A 19,807-nucleotide genomic window follows, 5' to 3' on the forward strand; every position below is an offset into this window, starting at 1 on the left:
GCCGCTCCACGGCTGTCTCAGATCAGCTGGTTGCGGATGGCGTAGGCCGTCAGCGCCGCATCGTTGTTCAGGTGCAGCTTCTCGCGCACCCGCATGCGGTAGACGTTGACGGTCTTCGGGCTGAGCATGAACTCTCGCGCGATGTCCGCCATGGTCTTGCCCGAGGCGATGCGCACCAGCGTTTCCAATTCGCGGTTCGACAGCAGCTGGTGGGCAGGCGCCTCGGCGTCGGGGCGGGCCACCGTGTCGGCCAGCAACTGGGTGGCCTCGGGGCTCAGGTACTTCTGGCCCTGGCCCACCATGCGCACGGCCGTGACCAGCAGCCGCGGGTCGGACGCCTTCGACAGGAAGCCGTAGGCGCCGGCACGCAGGCATCGCACGGCGTACTGCTGTTCCGGCTCGCCCGAATACACCAGCACCTTGACCGTCGAACCGGCCTCCACCAGGTCGGCCAGCACATCCAGCCCGCTGCGGCCGGGCAGGGCCAGGGCCAGCAGCAGCACGTCGCACTGGGTGGTGCGCAGCATCCGCTTGAGTTCCTCGGCACTGGCCGCCTCGCCGCTGAGCCGCACGTCCACCGCTTCCGCCAGGAATTCGCGGATGCCGCGGCGCACGACGCCGAAGGGGTCGCAGGTGATGACATGGATCATGAGCGCCCCCGGGAGGTGGGCGACAGCAGGCGCGCGCGGCGCCGGCAGCAGCAGGTCATGGCGGTGGTCGAACGGCGGGAAATGCCGTTTAGATGTTAATTTTGGTTAACCGCCGATGATATTCAGAAGCCGAGGCGCCGGATGTGGCAAGAGTGAGTCCGGTGCCGCCGAGCAGCCGGCGGGAGCGCTGGCCACCACGGTGCCACGCGTCGCCTTCGCCCACCATGGCGAGCCTCCGAGCCCCTGAGCCCCCGAGCGTCTGCGCAGCCCGCAGCCCGCAGCCCGCCGTGCGTGGGCTGCGGCTCCAAGGCGCGGGCCGCCCTCAGCCTCTGGGCCGCGCAAGCAGGCGCCGCCGGGCCTGCTCGATGTTGTGGCGCAAGGCGTACAACTCCTCGGCATAGGACAGGGGCACCGTCACCTTGTTGGCCACGCGGTCCAGTTCGTCCAGCTCGTCCAGCAGGGCGTCGCGCGCTCCGGGATCGGACTCCATCCGCGCCTCGATGTCCCGGAGCCGTGCGTACCAGCGGAACACCCGCCGCCGCACGCGGAAGGTGTAGAGCGGCGGCACCACCCGCGACAACGGCAGCAGCAGCACGATCAGGCCGCCGATCACCAACCACATGCGCTCCAGCAGATTGCTGGCCCAGAAGGGCAGCCAGCGCTGCCAGACCGGCGGCGTGCCATTGATGGCGCGATCGCCCTCGGTGCTGACCGGCAGTTCGCTGGCCCGGGTGTTGGGAAACTCCCGTGCCCGGTTGAACCAGCCGGCATGGCCATGCAGGGTCTGCGCCGCCTGCGCGAAGAGTTGACGCAGCGCCGGATGGGTGTCCTCGCGGGTGAGCAGCGAGGTGGTCGTTGCCACCAGCGACACGTCCCTGGACGGTACGTCCGAGGCCAGGTCGACCACCCCGCGCGGCAGCGTCACCGCGGTAAGGAAGGGAAAGATGCGGGTGTAGGCCTCGGCCTGGCCCAGGTCGAGCAAGGCGATGCCGGGCGTGCGCAGCAGCTGCTGCACGCGCGGAGATTCGGGTGCGGAGGCCAGCACGATGGCGTCCAGTCGGCCTGCGATCAGGGCGGCGGCGGCATCGTCGGGTGCCTGCGCGCTGATGCGCATGCGGGCGGTGTCGATGCGATTGGCCGACAGCATCCGGGTCACCAGTTCCGGCACGCCGCTGCCGGCCCGGTCGGTGCCCAGGCGCAGCGGACGCAGGCCGGCCAGCGAGGGCAGCTCGGCCTGGACCTGCCCAGGGGGCCGCCCGGCATCGGCCCGGTGCACGGCCGCGGGCCGGTAGAAGACCCACAGCGGTTCGTAGAAGAGGGCACCCAGCGACAGGATGCCGGCCTCCGGGTCGGCGACCGGATCGGCGACGCCGCCGCGCACGAAGCCGAGGTCGGCCCGGCCTTCGCGCAGCAGGCGCAGGTTCTCCAGGGAGCCCTCGGTGCCGATCAGCTGCACGGTGATGCCGTTGGACCGGAGGGCCGCCGCATAGCGCTCGCCGAAGGTCGCGTAGGCGCTGCCCTGCGGCCCGGTCGCCAGCCGCACGGTGCGCGGCGGCTGCGGATCCAGGTAGATGTAGGCCGCGACCAGCACGCCCACGGCGATCAGCGCGAGCGGCCCGGCCGAGAGCAGCAGGTCGCGCAGGCCCAGCAGGGCCAGCATCAGGCTGCGCGAAAGGCGTTTCATCGCGTGCGTCCGTCCTGCCGCTGCGGCCAGTCGCGCGCGGCCGGGATCGACAGCTCGGCCGTGGCGATGGCCCTGGCCGCGAGCACGGCGCGCACCGTGGCCTGCGCCGCCACCTCGGCCGCCATGGTCGAGAGCACCGTCATGCCCGGCGCTTCGTCCTCCAGCGCCACGCGGCCGGTCGCCAGGGCGAACAGGGTGTCGCCGTCGCTCATGGTGTGCACCGGGTTGATGGCGCGGGCCAGGCCGTCGTGGGCGACTGCCGCCAGCCGCTGGGCCTGCACCTTGGTCAGCACGGCGTCGGTGGCGATCACGCCGATGGTGGTGTTGGTGCCGGCCAGCAAGGGCTTGGGCAGCTCGCCGCGCAGCAGGCTGCGGCGGGTGTCGCGCAGGGCGCGGCCATCGTCCGTGCGCGATCCGGCCAGCAGTTCGCCGGTGTCCGGATCCAACACGTCGCCCAGTGCATTGCAGGCGATCAGGGCGCCGACCGTCACGCCGCCCACCTTGACCGAAGCGGTGCCGATGCCGCCCTTCATCGCGTGCTGGGCGCCGAAGAGCTTGCCCACCAGCGCGCCTGCACCGGCGCCCACGTTGCCTTCGGCGGGCGCGGCGGTGGAGGCGGCCTCGCAGGCCGCGTAGCCGCTGGCCGCGTCAGGACGGATGCGGGCGTCGCCCACCGGCAGGTCGAAGAGCACCGCGCCGGGCACGATGGGCAGGCGGCCGAAGCGCACGTCCAGGCCCACGCCGCGCTCCTCCAGCCAGCGCACCACGCCGTCGGCTGCCGCCAGCCCCCAGGCGCTGCCGCCGGCCAGCAGGATGGCGTGCACCTGCTGGACGAAGTTGCCGGGAGAAAGCAGGTCCGTCTCACGGGTGCCGGGGGCGGCGCCGCGCACGTCCACGCCCGCCACGGCGCCCTCGCGCGCCAGGATGACGGTGCTGCCGGTGGGGCGACGGCTGTCGGTGTGGTGGCCGACCTCGATGCCGGCGACGTCGGTGATGGCGCCCGAATAGGGCAGGTCGGGAAGGGCAGGGGCTGACATAGGGCGCCGATTATGGGCGGCGCCCCAGGGGCGACAGGCCGCCCTCTACGATGCGCGGATGCAATCGACGATGGAAGGGCGCACGGGGCGCCACGTGGTGGTGATCGGTGCCGGGGCGGTGGGTTGTGCGAGCGCCATCGAGGCGCTGCGCCGGGGCTGGCGCGTGACGCTGCTGGAGCCCGGCGAGCCCGGCGGCGAGCAGGCGACGAGTTATGGCAATGCGGGCTGGCTGTCCTCGCATTCGGTGATCCCGCCAGCGCTGCCGGGGGCCTGGCGCAAGGTTCCGGCCTGGCTGCTCGACCCGCTGGGTCCGCTGGCCTTGCGCTGGCGCCATGTGCCCCGCGCCTTGCCCTGGCTGCTGCGCTACCTGGCGTCGGGCTGGACCGAGGAACGCGTGCAGCGCACGGCCGATGCGCTGCGGCTGATGCTCGCGGATTCGCCCGTGCTCCACGCACGGCTGGCGGCCGATGCCGGCGTGCCCGGGTTGATCGAGCATCGGGGCCTGCTGCATGTGTACCGCTCACGGGCCGAGTTCGAATCCGAGGCCCTCGCGTGGCGCGTGCGGGCACGCACCGGCGTGCAGTGGACCGAGTGGGACGCCGCCCGCCTGGCCGCCGAGGAGCCGGACCTGGACCGACGCTACACCCTGGGCATCCACGTGGCCGAGGCCGGGCACTGCCGGCATCCCGGCGCCTACGTCGCGGCCCTGGCGCGCCATGCGCAGGCCACGGGCGCCCGCCTTCTCAAGGCGCCGGCGACGGGGCTGCAGATCGAAGGCGGCCGCCTGCGGGCAGTGCGGACGGCCGCGGGCGACATCGCCTGCGACGCCGCCGTCATCAGCGCGGGCGCGCGTTCCGCGGCGCTGGCCCGGGCGGCCGGCTCGCCGGTGCCGCTGGAGTCGGAGCGGGGCTACCACGTGATGCTGGAAGGCGCGCTGCCGGTGGGCCCGCGCACGCCCATGATGGCCGCGGACGGCAAGCTGATCGTGCATGCCATGGTGCCGGGCCTGCGTGCCGCGGGCCAGGTGGAGATCGCCGGGCTGGCCGCCGGGCCCGACTGGCGCCGGGCGGAGATCCTGCGCCGGCATCTCGTCTCGATGTTCCCGGCCCTGGGCGAGGGCGCGGCGGGCGAGGCGCTTGTCGTGCGGCAATGGCTGGGGCACCGCCCCAGCCTGCCCGACGGGCTGCCCTGCATCGGCCATGCGCGCGCCACGCCGGATGTGGTGCTGGCCTTCGGCCACGGCCATGTGGGCCTGGGCGGATCGGCCAGGACCGGCCAGTGGGTGGCCGAGCTGCTGGGGCGGGCGGAGCGTCCGGCGGCGCTCGCGCCCTTCGATCCGGCGCGTTTCGGCGGCTGATCGCTGCCGCGCGGAAGGGCCGAAGATCAGTTGCTGATCACGCCCAGGTGAAAGAAGCCGGCGGTGGCGGTGTTGCCCCGCGCGCCGATCACCATCTCGAGTTGCGCGGAGCGGGCGACGAAGTAGTAGCGGCCGTCTCCCGTGGAGCTTCCCATCATGCCCTTGGGCCCGACCGAGCCCAGGGTGTTCAGCGTCAGCGCGGTCTGGACGACGCCGGCGGCCGATGCGGATCTCAGGGTGTAGGTGCTCAGGTCGGCCGTGGACTGATCCTGCGTGCCGAGGATGGACCAGCCGAAGGCGTTGTTGAACGACGCCCAGCCACCAGGCTGCTCCGGCAGGCCGACGCTGAATTGCGCCGAGCTCGGATCGGTGGCGCTGGGGCCCGCCACGAGCAGCATCTTCTCGCTGCCAACCCGTGCGACCGACACGCGGCCTTCGTAAACCCCGCTGCTGTTCGTGACACGCCACAGACCGGGCGTCGTCGGATCCGGCGCCAGGGTGGCGGTGACCAGCGACCCCGCCGGGCAGTCGTCCACACGGGTGATGGCCACCTCGTTGCAGCGCACAAAGAGCGTCCCCGAGCCGGCGAACTGGACCTGACTGATGGACGAGTCCTTGGTGGTGCCGCTGTAGTTGACCCGGAAGCGGTTGAAGTTGCCGTCCAGATCCGCCGCCGTCGTGAGGAGCGCACGCGTGGCGACGAAGGGGAAGGGCGCGTAAGCGGCGGGGCTCGCACCCGGCACCAGGAAGGGGAAGCTGCCCACCAGCGTATCGGGCAGCACCTGCAGCCCGGAAATGCGCTGCGCCGTGGTCTCGCGGTTCGAAAGCAGCCCATAGACGGCGCTGCCGCTGGCCGGCTTCACGAGGGTGCCCACATTGCTTGCGCCCGATGTATCGACGAATTCGAGGCTGCCCAGGTCGAAGTCCGCCTTGAGTTGCTGGCGGCTGCCGTTGGACACGTAGGCCATGTACTCGCCATTGCGGCTGTCGCCCGCCCGCACCTTGAGGCGCACCGTGGTCGTCTGGCCCGAGGTGGCGGTGGCCACCAGCGGATAGTCCTCGGTGGCGCCCAGGTTGGCGTTGGCCAGGCGCGCCTGCCATTGCTGGTCACTGCTGCTGGTGCCCACGGCGGTCACCTTGCCGCTGGGCGAGCTGCCGCTCCAGCTCACGGTCTGGTTGGACTTCACCGTGATCACCTGGCCGGGCTTCACCACATAGGCGTCCCCCTCGGCAGCGACGGTCGTCCCGTCGGCCACGACGGCCAGTTGCGGGGCCTGCGGGGCGGCGGCCGGCGGCAGGAAGAAGCCTCCGCCACCGCCGCCGCCTCCACCCCCACAGGCCGCCAGTGCGAGCACGCAGCCCAGCCCGATGGCCCATTTCAGGCCGGCATTTCTCCTCGGATTCCCATTGCGCATGTGAGCGCCCCTCTTTCTTTTCTTGCCTGAGGCAAATTGTCAACAAAGTGTGTCCGCCAGAGGCGGCGGGCGCAGTGTAGGGAGGGTCTCCGGCTCGGGCGTTGCGGCTGTTGTGCCGCAGCTTCATCCATTTGGAGGATAGGCAGGCTCCACGCGCGCGACGCCATCGTCTGATCGGCTTGACGACCGCAGACCGCTGCATTAATCTCCGTTCATTCCATATATGAACATGCGTTTCTCTAAAGAAACAAATGGATCCGCCCGATGAACATGACGCCCGACCCCGAGAGCCTGCGCAGCCTGATGGCCGAGCTTCCGCCCACCCTGCTGGCTGGCCGGCGCGTGCTGGTGACGGGCGGTGCGCGTGGGCTGGGCCTGGCCTTTGCCAAGTGCATTGCACAGGCCGGTGGCCGGGTCGTGATCGCCGACATCCTGGCTGACCTGGCCCGCAGTGAGGCTGCCGCGCTGCGCGGGCAGGGCCACGAGGTGCATGCGCTGGCGCTGGACCTGACCGATCCCGCCTCCGTCACGGCCTGCGCCGACGAGGCTGTGCGACTGCTCGGCGGACTGGACGGCCTGGTCAACAACGGCGCCATCACCAACTCCGGTGGCCGCGATCCGCACGCGCTGGAGATCGAGATGTGGGACCGCGTGATGGACGTCAATGTCCGCGGCACCTGGCTCATGAGCCGCGCCTGCCACGGCGCGCTGGCGGCCAGCGGCCGTGGCGCCATCGTCAACCTGGCCTCCGACACCGCTCTCTGGGGCGCCCAGAACCTGCTGGCCTACGTGGCCAGCAAGGGCGCCGTGGCGGCCATGACCCGTTCGCTGGCGCGTGAATGGGGCGGTGCCAACATCACGGTCAATGCCATCGCGCCCGGCCTTACGCTGGTCGAGGCCACCGAATACGTGCCCAAGGCGCGCCACGACAAGTACCTCGAAGGCCGCGCCCTGCCGCGCGAGCAGCAGGCGGCCGATGTGTGCGGCGCGGTGCTGTTCGCGCTGTCGCCGCTGTCGCGCTTCGTCACCGGCCAGTTGCTGCCCGTCAACGGCGGCTTCGTGCTCAATTGATTTCCGCCTTCCGTCCCGAAACCGTTTGTAGGAGAGCCCCATGACCGATCTGTCCGTCCAGCAGCAACTCGATCCTTCCAAGCCCAGCTGGGAGCGCCCCGAAGGCGCCAGCCTGGAGCAGTGGATGAACACGCGCATCGCGCGCTATTCCACCCGCCAGTACGACTGGGACGCGCTGAAGTTCCAGGCCGACTTCGACCCCAAGTACCGCCGCGCCCAGATGCGCTACGTGGGCACCGGTGGCACCGGCGTCGCCTCGGACAACAACACCGTGCCGGCCGAGCACTTCACCTTCTCGACCATGGTGATCCCGGCCGGCCACGAAGGCCCGTCGCACCTGCACATCGACGTGGAAGAGGTCTTCTTCCTGATCCGCGGCAAGCTCAAGGTGGTGCTGACCACGCCCGAGGGCGAGCGCTACGAGACCGTCATGACCGACCGCGACCTGATCTCGGTGCCGCCCGGCGTGTACCGCGAGGAGATCAACATCGGCGACGAGGACGCGCTGATGTGCGTGATGCTGGGTGCCAAGAAGCCCATCACGCCGACCTACCCGGCCGACCATCCGCTGACCAAGGTCAAGCGCGGCTGATCGCCCGTTGCCCCTGCCATTGGCCGACCCGAGCTTGCCCATGACCGCTGCTGCCGCCCCCGCTCCGCTGCCCGAAGCCGAAGTCGAGGCCCTCGACCGCCGCTTCCCCGTCCGTGAGGTGGCCCTGGCCCAGGGCGGCGTCGTGGCCGTGCGCGAGGCGGGGCAAGGCGCAGGCGGCCTGCCGTTGGTGTGCCTGCACGGCATCGGCTCGGGCTCGGCCTCCTGGCTGGGCGTGGCCGATGCGGTGGGTGGTGGCGCGCGGCTGATCGCCTGGGACGCGCCCGGCTATGGCACCTCCACGTCCGTGGCACGGCCGGCGCCGCGCGCCACCGACTACGCCGCGCGTCTGGCGGGACTGCTGGATGCGCTGGGCATCGCGCGCTGCGTGCTCGTCGGCCATTCGCTCGGCGCGCTGATGGCGGGCGGCGCCGTGCATGCCGGCGCACCCCTGGCCGGCCGCATCGCGCGGCTGGTGCTGATGAGCCCGGCCCGTGGCTATGGCGCGGCCGGCCGCGAGGCGCAGGCGCAGAAGGTGCGCAGCGAGCGCCTGGCCACGCTCGACCAACTGGGCATCGTCGGCATGGCCATGCAGCGCAGCGCGCGGCTCGTCTCGGACAACGCCAGCGAGCGTGCCCGCCAATGGGTGCGCTGGAACATGGGCCGGCTCAACGATGCCGGCTACCGCCAGGCCGTCGAACTGCTGACCGGCGACGACCTGCTGGCCTACCTGCCGCCGGCCATGCCCGTGCAGGTGCTCTGCGGCAGCGAGGACGTGGTCACCACGCCCCTGGCCTGCGGCGAGGTGGCCCGGGCCTGTGGCGTCGAACTCGCCCTGCTGCCCGGTGCCGGCCATGCCTGCTACGTGGAGCAGCCGGCGCCCGTCGCGCAGTTGCTGATGGCCGCCGCCCAAGAACAAGACGCGTGAGGAGAGACACACCATGAGCCAGACCGACACCCCTGACGCCCCCAGCGACGACAGCGGCGACCGCTACAACGTTCCCGCGCTGGAGCGCGGCCTGCGCCTGCTGTGCGAGTTCAGCCGCGACACGCCCACGCTCTCCGCCCCGGAGTTGGCCCGCCGCTTCAACCTGCCGCGTTCCACCGTCTTCCGCCTTCTATCCACGCTGGAGAACATGGGCTTCATCGAGAAGACCGAGAGTGGCCGCGACTACCGCCTGGGCCTGGCCGTGCTGCGCCTGGGCTTCGAATACCTGGCGTCGCTGGAGCTGACCGAGCTGGGCCTGCCGGTGCTCACCCGCCTGTCGGAGGACATCGGGCATGCCTGCAACATGGTGGTGCGCGATGGCCGTTCCATCGTCTACGTGGCCAAGACCGCGTCGCCCACGCCCTTCCGCAGCGCGGTCACGGTGGGCACCCGCCTGCCCGCCCATGCCACGGTGCTGGGCCATGTGCTGCTGGCCGACCTGAGCCTGCCGCAACTGCGCGCGCTCTATCCCGAGGACAAGCTCGAGGTCTTCTCGGACAACACGCCGCGCACCGTCAACGCCCTGTTCGACATGGTCCAGACCGTGCGCGACCATGGCTACGTGCTGGGCGAGGGCTTCTTCGAAAGCAACATCTCCACCATCGCTGCGCCGGTGCGCGACCGTGCGGGCCACACCATCGCTGCGCTGGGCGCGACCTTCACCACTGCGCACATCGACGAAGGCCCGGTGGACCAGCTGGTGCAGCGCGTTTGCTCCGCGGCCGATGAGATTTCTGGCCTGCTCGACGGCGCCCACCCGGGCATGACGCGCAAGGTCATCCCCTTGCGCCGCTGAACACGCTTTCTTCCGCCATGAATCCCACGTCTTCCTTCTTCGCCGCGGACGCCCTGGCCGGCCGCACAGCCGTCGTGACCGGTGGCTCCTCAGGCATCGGCTTGGCCACCGTTCAGGTGCTGCTGTCGGCCGGAGCCTCGGTCGCGCTGTGCGGCCGCAATGTGCAGCGGCTGGACAGCGCCGTCGCCGGCCTGCGCGAGCAGTTCCCCAACGCCAAGCTCTTCGCCCGCACCTGCGACGTGCTCGACGCCGACTCGGTCAAGTCCTTCGCCGCCGAGAGCCAGGCCGCGCTGGGCCCGGCCGCCATGCTGGTCAACAACGCGGGGCAGGGCCGGGTCTCCACCTTCGCCGACACCGACGACCAGGCCTGGATGGACGAGCTCAAGCTCAAGTTCTTCTCGATCATCCATCCCACCCGCGCCTTCCTGCCGCAGCTGGTGGCCGAGCGCCAGCGCCTGGGCGATGCGGCCATCGCCTGCGCCAACTCATTGCTGGCCCGCCAGCCCGAGCCGCACATGGTGGCCACCTCGGCCGCGCGCGCGGGCATCCTGAATCTCGTGCGCTCGCTGGCCACCGAGTTCGCGCCGCAGGGCGTGCGCGTCAACGGCATCCTGATCGGCCTGGTCGAGTCCGGCCAATGGCGCCGCCGCTTCGAGGCGCGCGAGGACAAGTCGCAGGACTGGGCCACGTGGAGCGCCGAGCTGGCCATCAAGAAGCACATCCCGCTGCGCCGCCTGGGCCTGCCGGTGGAAGCGGCGCGCGCGCTGGCCTTCCTCGTCTCGCCCTTCTCGTCGTACACGAGCGGCAGCCACATCGACGTCTCGGGCGGCCATTCCAGAGCAGCCTGAAACAGCCCCGTCTTCGATTCCGGAATACCCATGACCTCCACCCCCAAAGTCACCGTCGGCACGGTCGTCGCCGCCTTCCTCGAACAGTGCGGGGTCAAGGCCGCCTTCGGCGTGATCTCGATCCACAACATGCCGATCCTGGACGCCTTCGCGCTGCGCGGCCAGACGCGCTTCGTCATGGCCCGCGGCGAGGCCGGTGCCGGCAACATGGCCGATGCCTATGCCCGCTCCACCTCCAGCCTGGGCGTGTGCATCACCAGCACTGGCCCGGCCGCGGGCAACATCGCCGGCAGCCTGGTCGAGGCCCGCAACGCCGGCACACCGCTGCTGCACATCACCGGTCAGATCGAGACCCAGTACCTGGACCAGAACCTGGCCTACATCCACGAGGCACCCGATCAGCTGGCCATGCTGACAGCGGTCTCCAAAGCCGCCTTCCGCGTGCGCAATGCCGAGACCTGCCTGTCCACGCTCAAGGCCGCGGTGCAGGCCGCGCAGACCGCGCCCACCGGCCCGGTGAGCGTGGAGATTCCGATCGACATCCAGCAGTCGCTGATCGAGATGCCGGCCGACCTGTCGCCGCTGCCCATCACCGTGCCGGTGCCGAGCGAGGCCGCCATCGACGCGCTTGCCGAGCAATTGGCCGCCAAACGCCGTCCGCTGCTGTGGCTGGGCGGCGGCGCCCGCCATGCCGGCGCGGCCGTGGCCCGCCTCAAGGCGCTGGGCTTCGGCATCGTCAGCACGGTGCAGGGCCGCGGCATCGTGGCCGAGGACGACCCGGCCTCGCTGGGCGCCTACAACATCCAGAAGCCGGTCGAGGCCTTCTACCAGCGCTGCGACGCCATGCTGGTGGTGGGCTCGCGCCTGCGCAGCAACGAGACGCTGAAGTACGAACTCAAGCTGCCGCGCCCCCTGCTGCGCATCGACGCCGATGCCGCCCAGCAGGGCCGCTGCTATGCCGACGACGGCTTCGTCTGGGGTGACTCCGCCCTGGTGCTGGATGGCCTGGCCGACCGCCTGGAAGCCCGCGGCTGGAAGGCCGACCCGGAACTGCTGGCCGACCTGCGCAAGACGCACGACGAAGTCGTGGCCTCCCTGCACGACGGCCTGGGCCCCTACACCGCGCTGGTGCAACAGCTGCAGAAGCAGGCAGGCCGCCAGTTCAACTGGGTGCGCGACGTCACGGTCTCCAACAGCACCTGGGGCAACCGCGAGCTGCGCTTCTTCGAGGCCAATGCCGGCGTGCACGCCACGGGCGGTGGCATCGGCATGGGCATGCCCATGGCCATCGGCGCCGCGGTAGGCGCGGCCGTGACGGCCTCTGGCCGCAAGACGCTGGCTCTGGCCGGCGACGGCGGCTTCATCCTCAACCTGGGCGAGCTGGCCACGCTGGTGCAGGAAGAGTGCGATGCGCTCATCGTGCTGATGAACGACCAGCGCTACGGCGTGATCCAGAACATCCAGGACGCGTCCTACGGCGGCCGCCGCTGCTATGTCGAGCTGCACACGCCCGACTATGCGCAGCTGTGCGCCTCGATCCGGCTGCCGCATGCCCGGGTGACGGACCTGGCCGAACTGCCCGGCGTGCTCGACAGCGCGTGGTCGCGCAAGGGCCCCTTCCTGCTCGAGATCGACATGCGCGCCATCGGCGGCTTCAAGACCAACTTCGCTGGCCCGCCGGTGAACAAGATGGACCAGGTGCCCGCGGCACCTGCGGCTTGAGGACGCCATGGCTTTGAAGTTCGCCCTGATCGGCTGCGGCGCCATCGGCACCGCGCTGCTGGAACTGGTGAAGGCCGACGTCGGCCTGGCCGCAGCGGCCATCGTGGTGCCCGAGGGCAGTGAGGCCGCGGCGCAGGACGTGGCCGCACGCCTCGCCCCCGGCGCGCAGGTGCTGCAGGCCGTGCCGGCCGATGGCATCGATCTGGTGGTCGAAGCGGCCGGCCATGCCGCCATCGAGCAGCATGTGCTGCCGGCGCTCAAGCGCGGCATTCCCGCCATCGTGGCTTCGGTCGGTGCGCTGTCGGCGCCCGGCTTGCCGGAGCAACTGGAGGCCGCAGCCCGAGAAGGCGGCACGCAGGTGCAGCTGATCGCCGGCGCCATCGGCGCCATCGACGCCCTGGCCGCCGCCCGCATCGGTGGGCTGGAGACGGTGCGCTACACCGGCCGCAAGCCGCCCCGCGCCTGGAAGGGCACGCCGGCGGAGGAGGGCCGCGACCTCGACGCCCTGGCGGCGGAGGTGGTGATCTTCGAGGGCAGCGCCCGCGATGCCGCGCGCCTGTTCCCCAAGAACGCCAACGTGGCGGCCACCGTGTCGCTGGCCGGTCTGGGCCTGGACCGCACCACGGTGCGCCTGATCGCCGACCCGGCCGTGACCGAGAACGTGCACCAGGTGGAGGCCGATGGCGCCTTCGGCCGCTTCGAGCTGACCATGCGCAACCAGCCGCTGGCCGCCAATCCCAAGACCTCGGCGCTGACCGTGTACAGCGCGGTGCGCGCGCTGCGCGGTCGTGTGGCGCCCCTGGTCATCTGACGACGAAACACGAGAGAGAAGCCCCCGATGCCCAACCTGGAACTGCTCCCCATCAACGTGGCCGGCGAATGGCGCCTGGGCGGCGGCGATGAGTACCGGAGCCTGTACCCGGCGACTGGCGAGCCCATCGCCCGCCTGCGCGCCGCCAGCCTGGCCGATGTGGAAGAGGCCATCGCCCGTGCCGACGTGGCCTTCCGCACCAGCGGCTGGGCCCAGATGCTGCCGCACCTGCGCGCCGCCGTGCTGCACCGCGTGGCCGCCCTCATCCGCGAGCGCGCCGAAGACCTGGCGCAGAAGCAGCGCCTGGACAACGGCAAGCCCATCAGCGAGACCCGTGCGCTGGTCGCCAGCGCCGCCGGCACCTTCCAGTTCTTCGCCGCCGCGCTGGAGACGCTGGAGGACACCATCACGCCCTCGCGCGGGCCGTTCGTGACGATGAGCGTGCACGAGCCCATGGGCGTCGTGGCCGCCATCACGCCCTGGAACTCGCCCATCGCCAGCGAGGCGCAGAAGCTCGCGCCCGCCCTGGCCGCCGGCAATGCCGTGGTGGTCAAGCCTGCCGAGGTGACGCCGTTGATGGCGCTGGAGTTGGCCAGGATCTGCGAAGAGGCTGGTGTGCCCCGCGGCATCGTCAGCGTGCTGCCGGGCAAGGGCTCGGTGATCGGCGACGCCATCACCAAGCATCCGCTGGTCAAACGCGTGTCCTTCACCGGCGGCACCGCCACCGGCAAGCACATCGCCCACATCGCGGCCGACAAGATGATGCCGGTGTCGCTGGAGCTGGGTGGCAAGTCGCCCACCATGGTGCTGGAGGACGCGGACCTGGACCATGCCGTGGCCGGCGTGCTCTACGGCATCTTCAGCAGCTCGGGCGAGTCGTGCATCGCGGGCTCGCGCCTGTTCGTGGCGCGCGGCATCTACGACGAGTTCGTGACCCGCGTGGCCGAGGCCGCCAAGAACCTGCGTGTGGGCGATCCGGCGGACGAACGCACGCAGATGGGCCCGCTGATCACCGCCAGGCACCGTGAGGGCATCGAGCGCTATGTGGACCTGGGCGTCAGCGAAGGCGGCCGCATCCGCACCGGCGGCGTGCGTCCGCAGGGCGCGGCCTTCGACAAGGGCTACTTCTACACGCCCACCATCCTCGAAGGCCTTACCAACAACGCCCGCATCACGCAGGAAGAGATCTTCGGGCCGGTGCTGGTCGCCATGCCCTTCGACAACGAAGAGGAACTGATCGCCCAGGCCAACGACAGCGTCTATGCGCTGGCGGCGGGCGTGTGGAGCCGCGATTTCAAGCGCGCCTGGCGCCTGGGCCGCGCGGTGCAGGCGGGCACCGTCTGGGTCAACACCTACAAGCAGTTCTCCGTCTCCACGCCCTTCGGCGGCTGGCGCGACTCGGGCCTGGGCCGCGAGAAGGGCCGCGAAGGCATCTTCCAGTACATGGAGCAGAAGAGCATGTACTGGGGCACGAACGAAGCCCCGATCCCATGGTCGAAGTGACCCTGAACCCCAAGGAAATCAAGCAATGAGCGTTCTCGGCATCGATCAGATCACCTACGGCACGGACGACCTCGCCACCAGCCGCCGCTTCTTCCTGGACTGGGGCCTGACCCTGGCCCACGAAGGCGCGGACGAACTGGTGTTCGAAAGCCTCAACGGCTGCCGCATCGTGGTGGCCGCCATGGACAAGGCCGGCCTGCCGCCCGCCATCGAAGACGGCCCCACGCTGCGCGAGGTGGTCTGGGGCGTGGAAAGCGCCGCCGACCTCGACCGCTATGCCGACGCCATCCGCGGCGACGCAGGCTTCGTCGACGGCGAGGTGGCCGGCGGCCGCCGCATCGGCTGCACCGATCCCAACGGACTGGCCGTGCGCCTGCAGGTCAGCCGCAAGAAGGCCATCGACATCGACTGCGCCCGCGTGAACACCTGGACCGACAAGGCCCGCGTCAACCAGCCCAGCCCGATCTACGACCGGGCCACGCCCATCGAGGTGGGCCACGTGGTGTTCTTCGTGGCCGACGTGAAGGCCTGCGAGGCCTTCTATGCCAGCCGCTTCGGCTTCGTCGCCTCCGACCGCTATCCGGGCCGGGGCGCCTTCCTGCGCTGCGCCGACATCGGTGGCCACCATGACCTGTTCCTGCTGCAGCTACCCACGGGCAAGCGCGGCATCAACCATGTGGCCTTCACCGTGCGCGACATCCACGAGGTGTTCGGCGGCGGGCTGCATTTCTCCCGCTGCGGCTGGGAAACGCAACTCGGCCCGGGCCGGCATCCGATCTCCTCGGCCTATTTCTGGTACTTCAAGAACCCGGCCGGCGGCCTGATCGAGTACTACGCCGACGAGGACCAGCTGACGGCCGAATGGGCCGCCCGCGACTTCGAGCCCGGCCCGACGGTGTTCGCCGAATGGGCCGTGGACGGTGGCCTGGACGGCCACACGCGGCGGCAGAAGGGCGTGGACGCCTCGGGCAAGTTTTTGACAGAAAAGAAGTGATCGTCATGCAACGCAAGTCCTTCCTCGCCGCTACGCTTTGCGGCCTGCTCGCCACCGGCAGCGTCTGGGCCCAGACGCCGGCCGAGGTGCACAAGCAGCTCGCCAGCGAGCGCTTCAACATCGTCTCGCCCTTCCCGGCAGGCGGTCCGGTGGATGCGCTGGCGCGCTTCCTGGCCGACGGCCTCAGCAAGCGCTACGGCCAGCCGGCCGTGGTGGAGAACGCCGTGGGCGCGGCCGGCAACATCGGCATCGACAAGATCAAGCGCGCCAAGGGCGACGGCCACAACCTGCTGGTGGTGCCCGCGGGCAACCTCACGATCAACCCGACGCTGATGCCGAACTTCCCGTTCAACATCGAGAAGGACTTCGTGCCGGTCACCATGCTGGCCAAGGCACCCAACGTGGTGGTGGCCTCGCCGGCCTCGGGGATCAAGACGGCCAAGGACCTGATCGCCCAGGCCAAGGCCAAGCCGGGCGCGCTGTCGTACGCCTCGCCCGGCATCGGCAGCGGCCTGCACCTGGCGGGCGAGCTGTTCAAGCAGCAGGCCGGCATCGACATGCTGCACGTGGCCTACAAGGGCACGCCGCCCGCGCTCAACGACACCGTGGCGGGCATCGTGCCGCTGATGTTCACCAACCTGCCGGCCGCGCTGCCCTTCATCAACAGCGGCAAGCTGACCGCCATCGGCATCACCGAAGCCCAGCGCACGCCGGTGGCGCCGGAGATCCCGACGCTGGCGGAGCAGGGCATCCAGGGCGTGAACGTCACCTCCTGGTACGGCCTGCTGGCTCCGGCCGGCACGCCGCCTGCCGTGGCCGAGCAACTGGCCAAGGACGCCGCCGAGATCCTGGCGCAGCCCGAGATTCAGGACAAGCTCAAGGCCCAGGGCATGACCCAGGCCACCATGACGCCCGCCGCCTTCGCCAAGGCCATGAAGGACGAGACGGCCGTGTGGGCCGGCGTCATCAAGAGCCGCGGCATCAAGGCCGAGTGAGCCGGCGCACCGCCTTCGACCAACAACGCATTCCCGCCCCCCCGATGGAGCACACCATGACCGACCGCTACCTCGAGCCCCACCAGGCGCGCAAGCGCAACCCCACCACCTACGAAGACCTGCTGGGCGATGCCATCGAGCGCGCCTTTGGCGCCGGCGTGCACGACCTGCCCGGCCTGGTGCAGGCGCTCAACGACAGCGGCCTGGCCAGCCCCAGCGGCAAGCCCTGGACCGAAGAGGTCTACCGCCAGGAAATCGCCATCCTGTCGGAACAGCCCTGAACCCTACGACGCCCGCGAGGAACACCCCATGACCACCATCGCCATCCACGCCGATCCGGTCGACCAGCTGCTCGAAGTCGGTCTCAAGGACCTCTGGTACCCGATCTGCCCATCCTCCTTCATCAAGGAAAAGCCCGTTTCGCTGCGCCGCCTGGGCCGCAAGCTCGCCTTCTGGCGCGACTTCGACGGCGTGCTGCACGCGCTGGAAGACCGCTGCCCCCACCGCGGCGCGCCGCTGTCGCAGGGCGTGGTGCTGGGCGACCGCCTGTCCTGTCCCTACCACGGCGTCGAAGTGCGCTGTGACGGCGTGACCACCCGCGTGCCGGGCAGCCCCGGCTGCAAGCTCGAAGGCACGCGCGCCACGCGCCACTTCCATGTCAAGGAAGCGGCCGGCGCCGTCTTCCTCTACAACAGCAGCGAGCCGGTCGACGAGCCGCCGCCGCTGGTGCTGCCCGAGGAGCTGACCAACGACGCTGAGTACGGCCACTTCCTCTGCTACACGGAGTGGAAGGGCGACTATCGCTACGTGCTCGACAACGTCATGGACCCGATGCACGGCACCTTCCTGCACAAGCAGTCGCACTCGATGGCCGAGGGCGATTCGAAGGCCAAGTTCGGCATCCGTGCCACCGACACCGGCTTCGTCTTCGAGAAGGAAGGCCAGCGCAACGTCAACTTCGACTGGACGGAGTGGGGCGACACCGGCATCCACTGGATGCGTCTGGAGATCCCGTACCCGAAGACCGGCGGCCCCGGCGGCAACTTCATCATCGTGGGCAGCTATACGCCCATCTCCACCGGCCTGGCGGCGGTCTTTCACTGGCGCGTGCGCAAGCTGCCACAGGGCTGGGAGCGCGACACCTGGCGCTTCCTGTACCGCAACCGGCTGGAGCAGCGCCACTGGCGCGTGCTGGAGCAGGACCGCGTGATGCTGGAGGACATGGAACCCGACGCCAACCAGCACGAGAACCTGTACCAGCACGACCTGGGCATCGTCCGGCTGCGCCGCCACCTGCGCAACCTGGCGCAGCAGCAGATCGAGGCGAAGCAGACGGCGCAGGCCTGATCGCCTGAGGGGTGGGTCGGCAGCGGGCGGCATGCGCCTTGCTCGCTGCCTATGATGCGGGCGCTGCGCGCTCGCCGCCGTGCCGGCCCCTGAGGGAAGGGCGCGCTTCCCTTCCAAACACACCGACAAGTCCAGAGAGATCTTTCGCCATGTCCGCCCCCACGCTCAAAGCCCTGGTCCACACGATGCGCCACGAGGCCGATGGCATCGTCAGCGTCGAATTCCGCCCGGCCACGGCCGGCGTGAGCTTCCCGGCCTTTGCTGCCGGCTCGCACATCGACCTGCATCTGTCCAACGGCCTGGTGCGCAGCTACTCGCTCTGCAACCCCTGCAGCGACAGCGGCCGCTACGTGGTGGGCGTGCTCAACGACCGCAACAGCCGCGGCGGCTCGAAGTTCGTGCATCAGCAGTTGCGCGTTGGGCAGGTGATCGACATCTCGGCCCCGCGCAACAACTTCGAGCTGCACGAGGATGCACCGAAGAGCGTGCTGGTGGCCGGCGGCATCGGCGTGACGCCGATCTTCTGCATGCTCCAGCGCCTGGTCGCCCTGGGCCGGCCGGTGGAGGTGGTGTACTGCGCCCGCACCCGCAAGGAGGCCGCCTTCATCGAGCCCATCACCGCGCTGGCCGCCGAGGCCAAGGTGCCCGTGACCTGGCACTTCGACGACGAGCAGGGCGGCCCGCCCAAGCTGGCCCAGTTGCTGGAAGGCCGCGGTGCCGACAGCCACTTCTACTGCTGTGGCCCGACGCCCATGCTCGATGCGTTCGAAAAGGCTTGCGAACAGCTGGGTTACGCCAACGCCCACATCGAGCGCTTCGCCGCCGTGGTGGTCGAGTCGCCCGTGGAGACGCACGGCTTCGAGGTGGTCTGCGAGAAAAGCGGCAAGACGGTGCCGGTGCCTGGCGGCAAGTCCATCCTGGACGCGCTGATCGATGCCGGGCTGAACCCCGACCACAGCTGCAAGGAAGGCGTGTGCGGCGCCTGCGAGACGCCCGTGCTCGACTTCGACGGCGAGCTGGACCACCAGGACGGCATCCTCACCAAGATCGAGCGCCAGTCGGGCAAGACCATGATGATCTGCGTCTCGCGGTGCACGGGCAAGCGGCTGGTGCTGGACGTCTAGGTCGGTCTGGTCGAGGTTCGCGGCTTCGGCTTCTGAGGGGCAGGCCTTCCACAGCTGGTGCTTGCTGCTTGCGGCTGATGGCTGGCAGTAGTTGCGCTGTGGTCGGCGTGAGGTTCGAGAGCCGTTGTCTCCGCGAGGGCGCCGGGCGGGAGCGGCCCCCAGGGCGCGGCCGATGTGCGTGCCCCTCGCTGAACGCTCGGGGTCCCCTGCGGTGCTCGCCTGGCGAGTGCGTGGCGCAACTCGCTGCGCGCTGACGCGCTCCGCTCGGACAAGCGCCACGAGTCAGTCACGGCCGGTGCGCGATGCTCGCGCACCTCACTCGCCAGGCTGCGCGCCTCGGCACGCCCAACGGCCACGCCCTGGGGGCCGCTCCCGCCGGGCTTGGGGGTGATCGGCGGGTGTTGGCGTTGGTCAGGTTCCAAGGGGCCCATCCGCGTGCTTACCCCGTCAGCACGCTTGCCCAGTCGGTGAGTCCATCAACCCGTTCGCCCTGAGCTTGTCGAAGGGCGTTGACACCCACGTGACGTGCCCTGGCTTCGACAAGCTCAGTCCGAACGGCTGTTGGGTGAACGGGTCTGCGTTGCTTTCAAGGACGGCAGAGGGAAGTACCACGCCCGATCACCCAGGAGCCGGCCCCGGCCCGCCCGGTCGACTCGCCCTCAGGATGCGCCGAGGCGCGCAGCCGGATGAGCGAGGCCCGCGGTCCCCGCGGGCCGGTTGTGACTGACTCGCGGCGTTTGTCTGAGCGCTGGAGTGAACCCCTGGGGCTGGACCACCGATAGTTGCAGAGACTGATACGCTGGCTGGGCCTTCACCAGGAGAAGGTTCATGACCGCAAGATCGACATACCGCCAGCATTCGCTGGAGTTCAAGTTG

18 protein-coding genes are annotated in these 19,807 nt (G+C 70.3%); 14 read left to right on the forward strand and 4 right to left on the reverse strand.

The features are described 5' to 3' along the window. Positions 1–17: 17 nt before the first annotated feature. The 3 genes from KBC94_RS27505 to KBC94_RS27515 form a co-directional block, all read right to left on the reverse strand. The gene (locus KBC94_RS27505) at positions 18–650 is read right to left on the reverse strand and encodes a response regulator transcription factor (RefSeq protein WP_017757829.1); all 633 of its coding nucleotides are present in this window, start codon (positions 648–650) and stop codon (positions 18–20) included. A 322-nt stretch (positions 651–972) separates the two neighbouring features. Beyond that, positions 973–2,334 (reverse strand): TAXI family TRAP transporter solute-binding subunit, encoded by a 1,362-nt coding sequence (locus tag KBC94_RS27510; protein WP_294378295.1) that lies wholly within the window; start codon positions 2,332–2,334, stop codon positions 973–975. Further along, positions 2,331–3,371, reverse strand: a complete 1,041-nt coding sequence (locus tag KBC94_RS27515) for a P1 family peptidase (protein WP_294378299.1) — start codon at positions 3,369–3,371, stop codon at positions 2,331–2,333. The genes KBC94_RS27510 and KBC94_RS27515 overlap by 4 nt, the downstream gene beginning before the upstream one ends. Positions 3,372–3,429: 58 nt before the next feature. Here KBC94_RS27515 and KBC94_RS27520 point away from each other — a divergent pair, with 58 nt between their 5' ends. Continuing rightward, positions 3,430–4,728, forward strand: coding sequence for an FAD-dependent oxidoreductase (locus tag KBC94_RS27520; protein ID WP_294378300.1), 1,299 nt, complete (start codon positions 3,430–3,432; stop codon positions 4,726–4,728). 26 nt (positions 4,729–4,754) lie between these two features. Here KBC94_RS27520 and KBC94_RS27525 read toward each other — a convergent pair whose 3' ends face one another. After that, positions 4,755–6,143, reverse strand: coding sequence for a hypothetical protein (locus tag KBC94_RS27525; RefSeq protein ID WP_294378305.1), 1,389 nt, complete (start codon positions 6,141–6,143; stop codon positions 4,755–4,757). 270 nt (positions 6,144–6,413) lie between these two features. On the opposite strand from KBC94_RS27525, the gene KBC94_RS27530 reads away from it, so the two are divergent. The 13 genes from KBC94_RS27530 to KBC94_RS27590 all read left to right on the forward strand — a co-directional run bounded on the left by KBC94_RS27530 (position 6,414) and on the right by KBC94_RS27590 (position 18,931). Next, positions 6,414–7,214, forward strand: a complete 801-nt coding sequence (locus tag KBC94_RS27530) for an SDR family oxidoreductase (protein WP_294378346.1) — start codon at positions 6,414–6,416, stop codon at positions 7,212–7,214. 40 nt (positions 7,215–7,254) lie between these two features. Further along, entirely contained in the window at positions 7,255–7,806 is a 552-nt protein-coding gene (locus KBC94_RS27535) for a cupin domain-containing protein (protein WP_114804563.1), read from the forward strand. Positions 7,807–7,846: 40 nt separating this feature from the next. After that, a complete protein-coding gene (locus KBC94_RS27540) occupies positions 7,847–8,731 on the forward strand; it encodes an alpha/beta fold hydrolase (protein WP_294378309.1) in 885 nt (294 codons plus the stop codon). A 13-nt stretch (positions 8,732–8,744) separates the two neighbouring features. Then, positions 8,745–9,587: an IclR family transcriptional regulator gene (locus KBC94_RS27545; RefSeq protein WP_294378313.1), complete on the forward strand. Its 843-nt coding sequence runs from the start codon at positions 8,745–8,747 to the stop codon at positions 9,585–9,587. A 17-nt stretch (positions 9,588–9,604) separates the two neighbouring features. Continuing rightward, complete coding sequence (locus tag KBC94_RS27550) at positions 9,605–10,435, forward strand: SDR family oxidoreductase (protein WP_294378316.1); 831 nt, start codon at positions 9,605–9,607, stop codon at positions 10,433–10,435. 30 nt (positions 10,436–10,465) lie between these two features. Next, positions 10,466–12,157, forward strand: coding sequence for a thiamine pyrophosphate-binding protein (locus KBC94_RS27555; protein ID WP_294378320.1), 1,692 nt, complete (start codon positions 10,466–10,468; stop codon positions 12,155–12,157). Positions 12,158–12,164: 7 nt separating this feature from the next. Continuing rightward, positions 12,165–12,968, forward strand: a complete 804-nt coding sequence (locus tag KBC94_RS27560; protein ID WP_294378322.1) for an aspartate dehydrogenase — start codon at positions 12,165–12,167, stop codon at positions 12,966–12,968. 27 nt (positions 12,969–12,995) lie between these two features. Further along, positions 12,996–14,471: an aldehyde dehydrogenase gene (locus tag KBC94_RS27565; RefSeq protein ID WP_294378324.1), complete on the forward strand. Its 1,476-nt coding sequence runs from the start codon at positions 12,996–12,998 to the stop codon at positions 14,469–14,471. Between the two features lie 25 nt (positions 14,472–14,496). After that, the gene (locus tag KBC94_RS27570; protein WP_294378329.1) at positions 14,497–15,465 is read left to right on the forward strand and encodes a VOC family protein; all 969 of its coding nucleotides are present in this window, start codon (positions 14,497–14,499) and stop codon (positions 15,463–15,465) included. A gap of 5 nt (positions 15,466–15,470) precedes the next feature. Then, positions 15,471–16,460, forward strand: coding sequence for a tripartite tricarboxylate transporter substrate binding protein (locus KBC94_RS27575; protein WP_294378332.1), 990 nt, complete (start codon positions 15,471–15,473; stop codon positions 16,458–16,460). A gap of 56 nt (positions 16,461–16,516) precedes the next feature. Next, positions 16,517–16,741 carry a recombinase-like helix-turn-helix domain-containing protein gene (locus KBC94_RS27580; protein WP_017757816.1) on the forward strand — a complete coding sequence of 75 codons (225 nt, stop codon included), beginning with the start codon at positions 16,517–16,519 and terminating at the stop codon, positions 16,739–16,741. Positions 16,742–16,769: 28 nt separating this feature from the next. After that, positions 16,770–17,807 (forward strand): aromatic ring-hydroxylating dioxygenase subunit alpha, encoded by a 1,038-nt coding sequence (locus KBC94_RS27585; RefSeq protein WP_294378337.1) that lies wholly within the window; start codon positions 16,770–16,772, stop codon positions 17,805–17,807. 149 nt (positions 17,808–17,956) lie between these two features. After that, the gene (locus KBC94_RS27590; protein ID WP_294378338.1) at positions 17,957–18,931 is read left to right on the forward strand and encodes a PDR/VanB family oxidoreductase; all 975 of its coding nucleotides are present in this window, start codon (positions 17,957–17,959) and stop codon (positions 18,929–18,931) included. Positions 18,932–19,807 lie beyond the last annotated feature (876 nt).

The sequence above is a fragment of the Pseudacidovorax sp. genome (genome assembly GCF_017991995.1).
Taxonomy (GTDB): domain Bacteria; phylum Pseudomonadota; class Gammaproteobacteria; order Burkholderiales; family Burkholderiaceae_C; genus Xenophilus.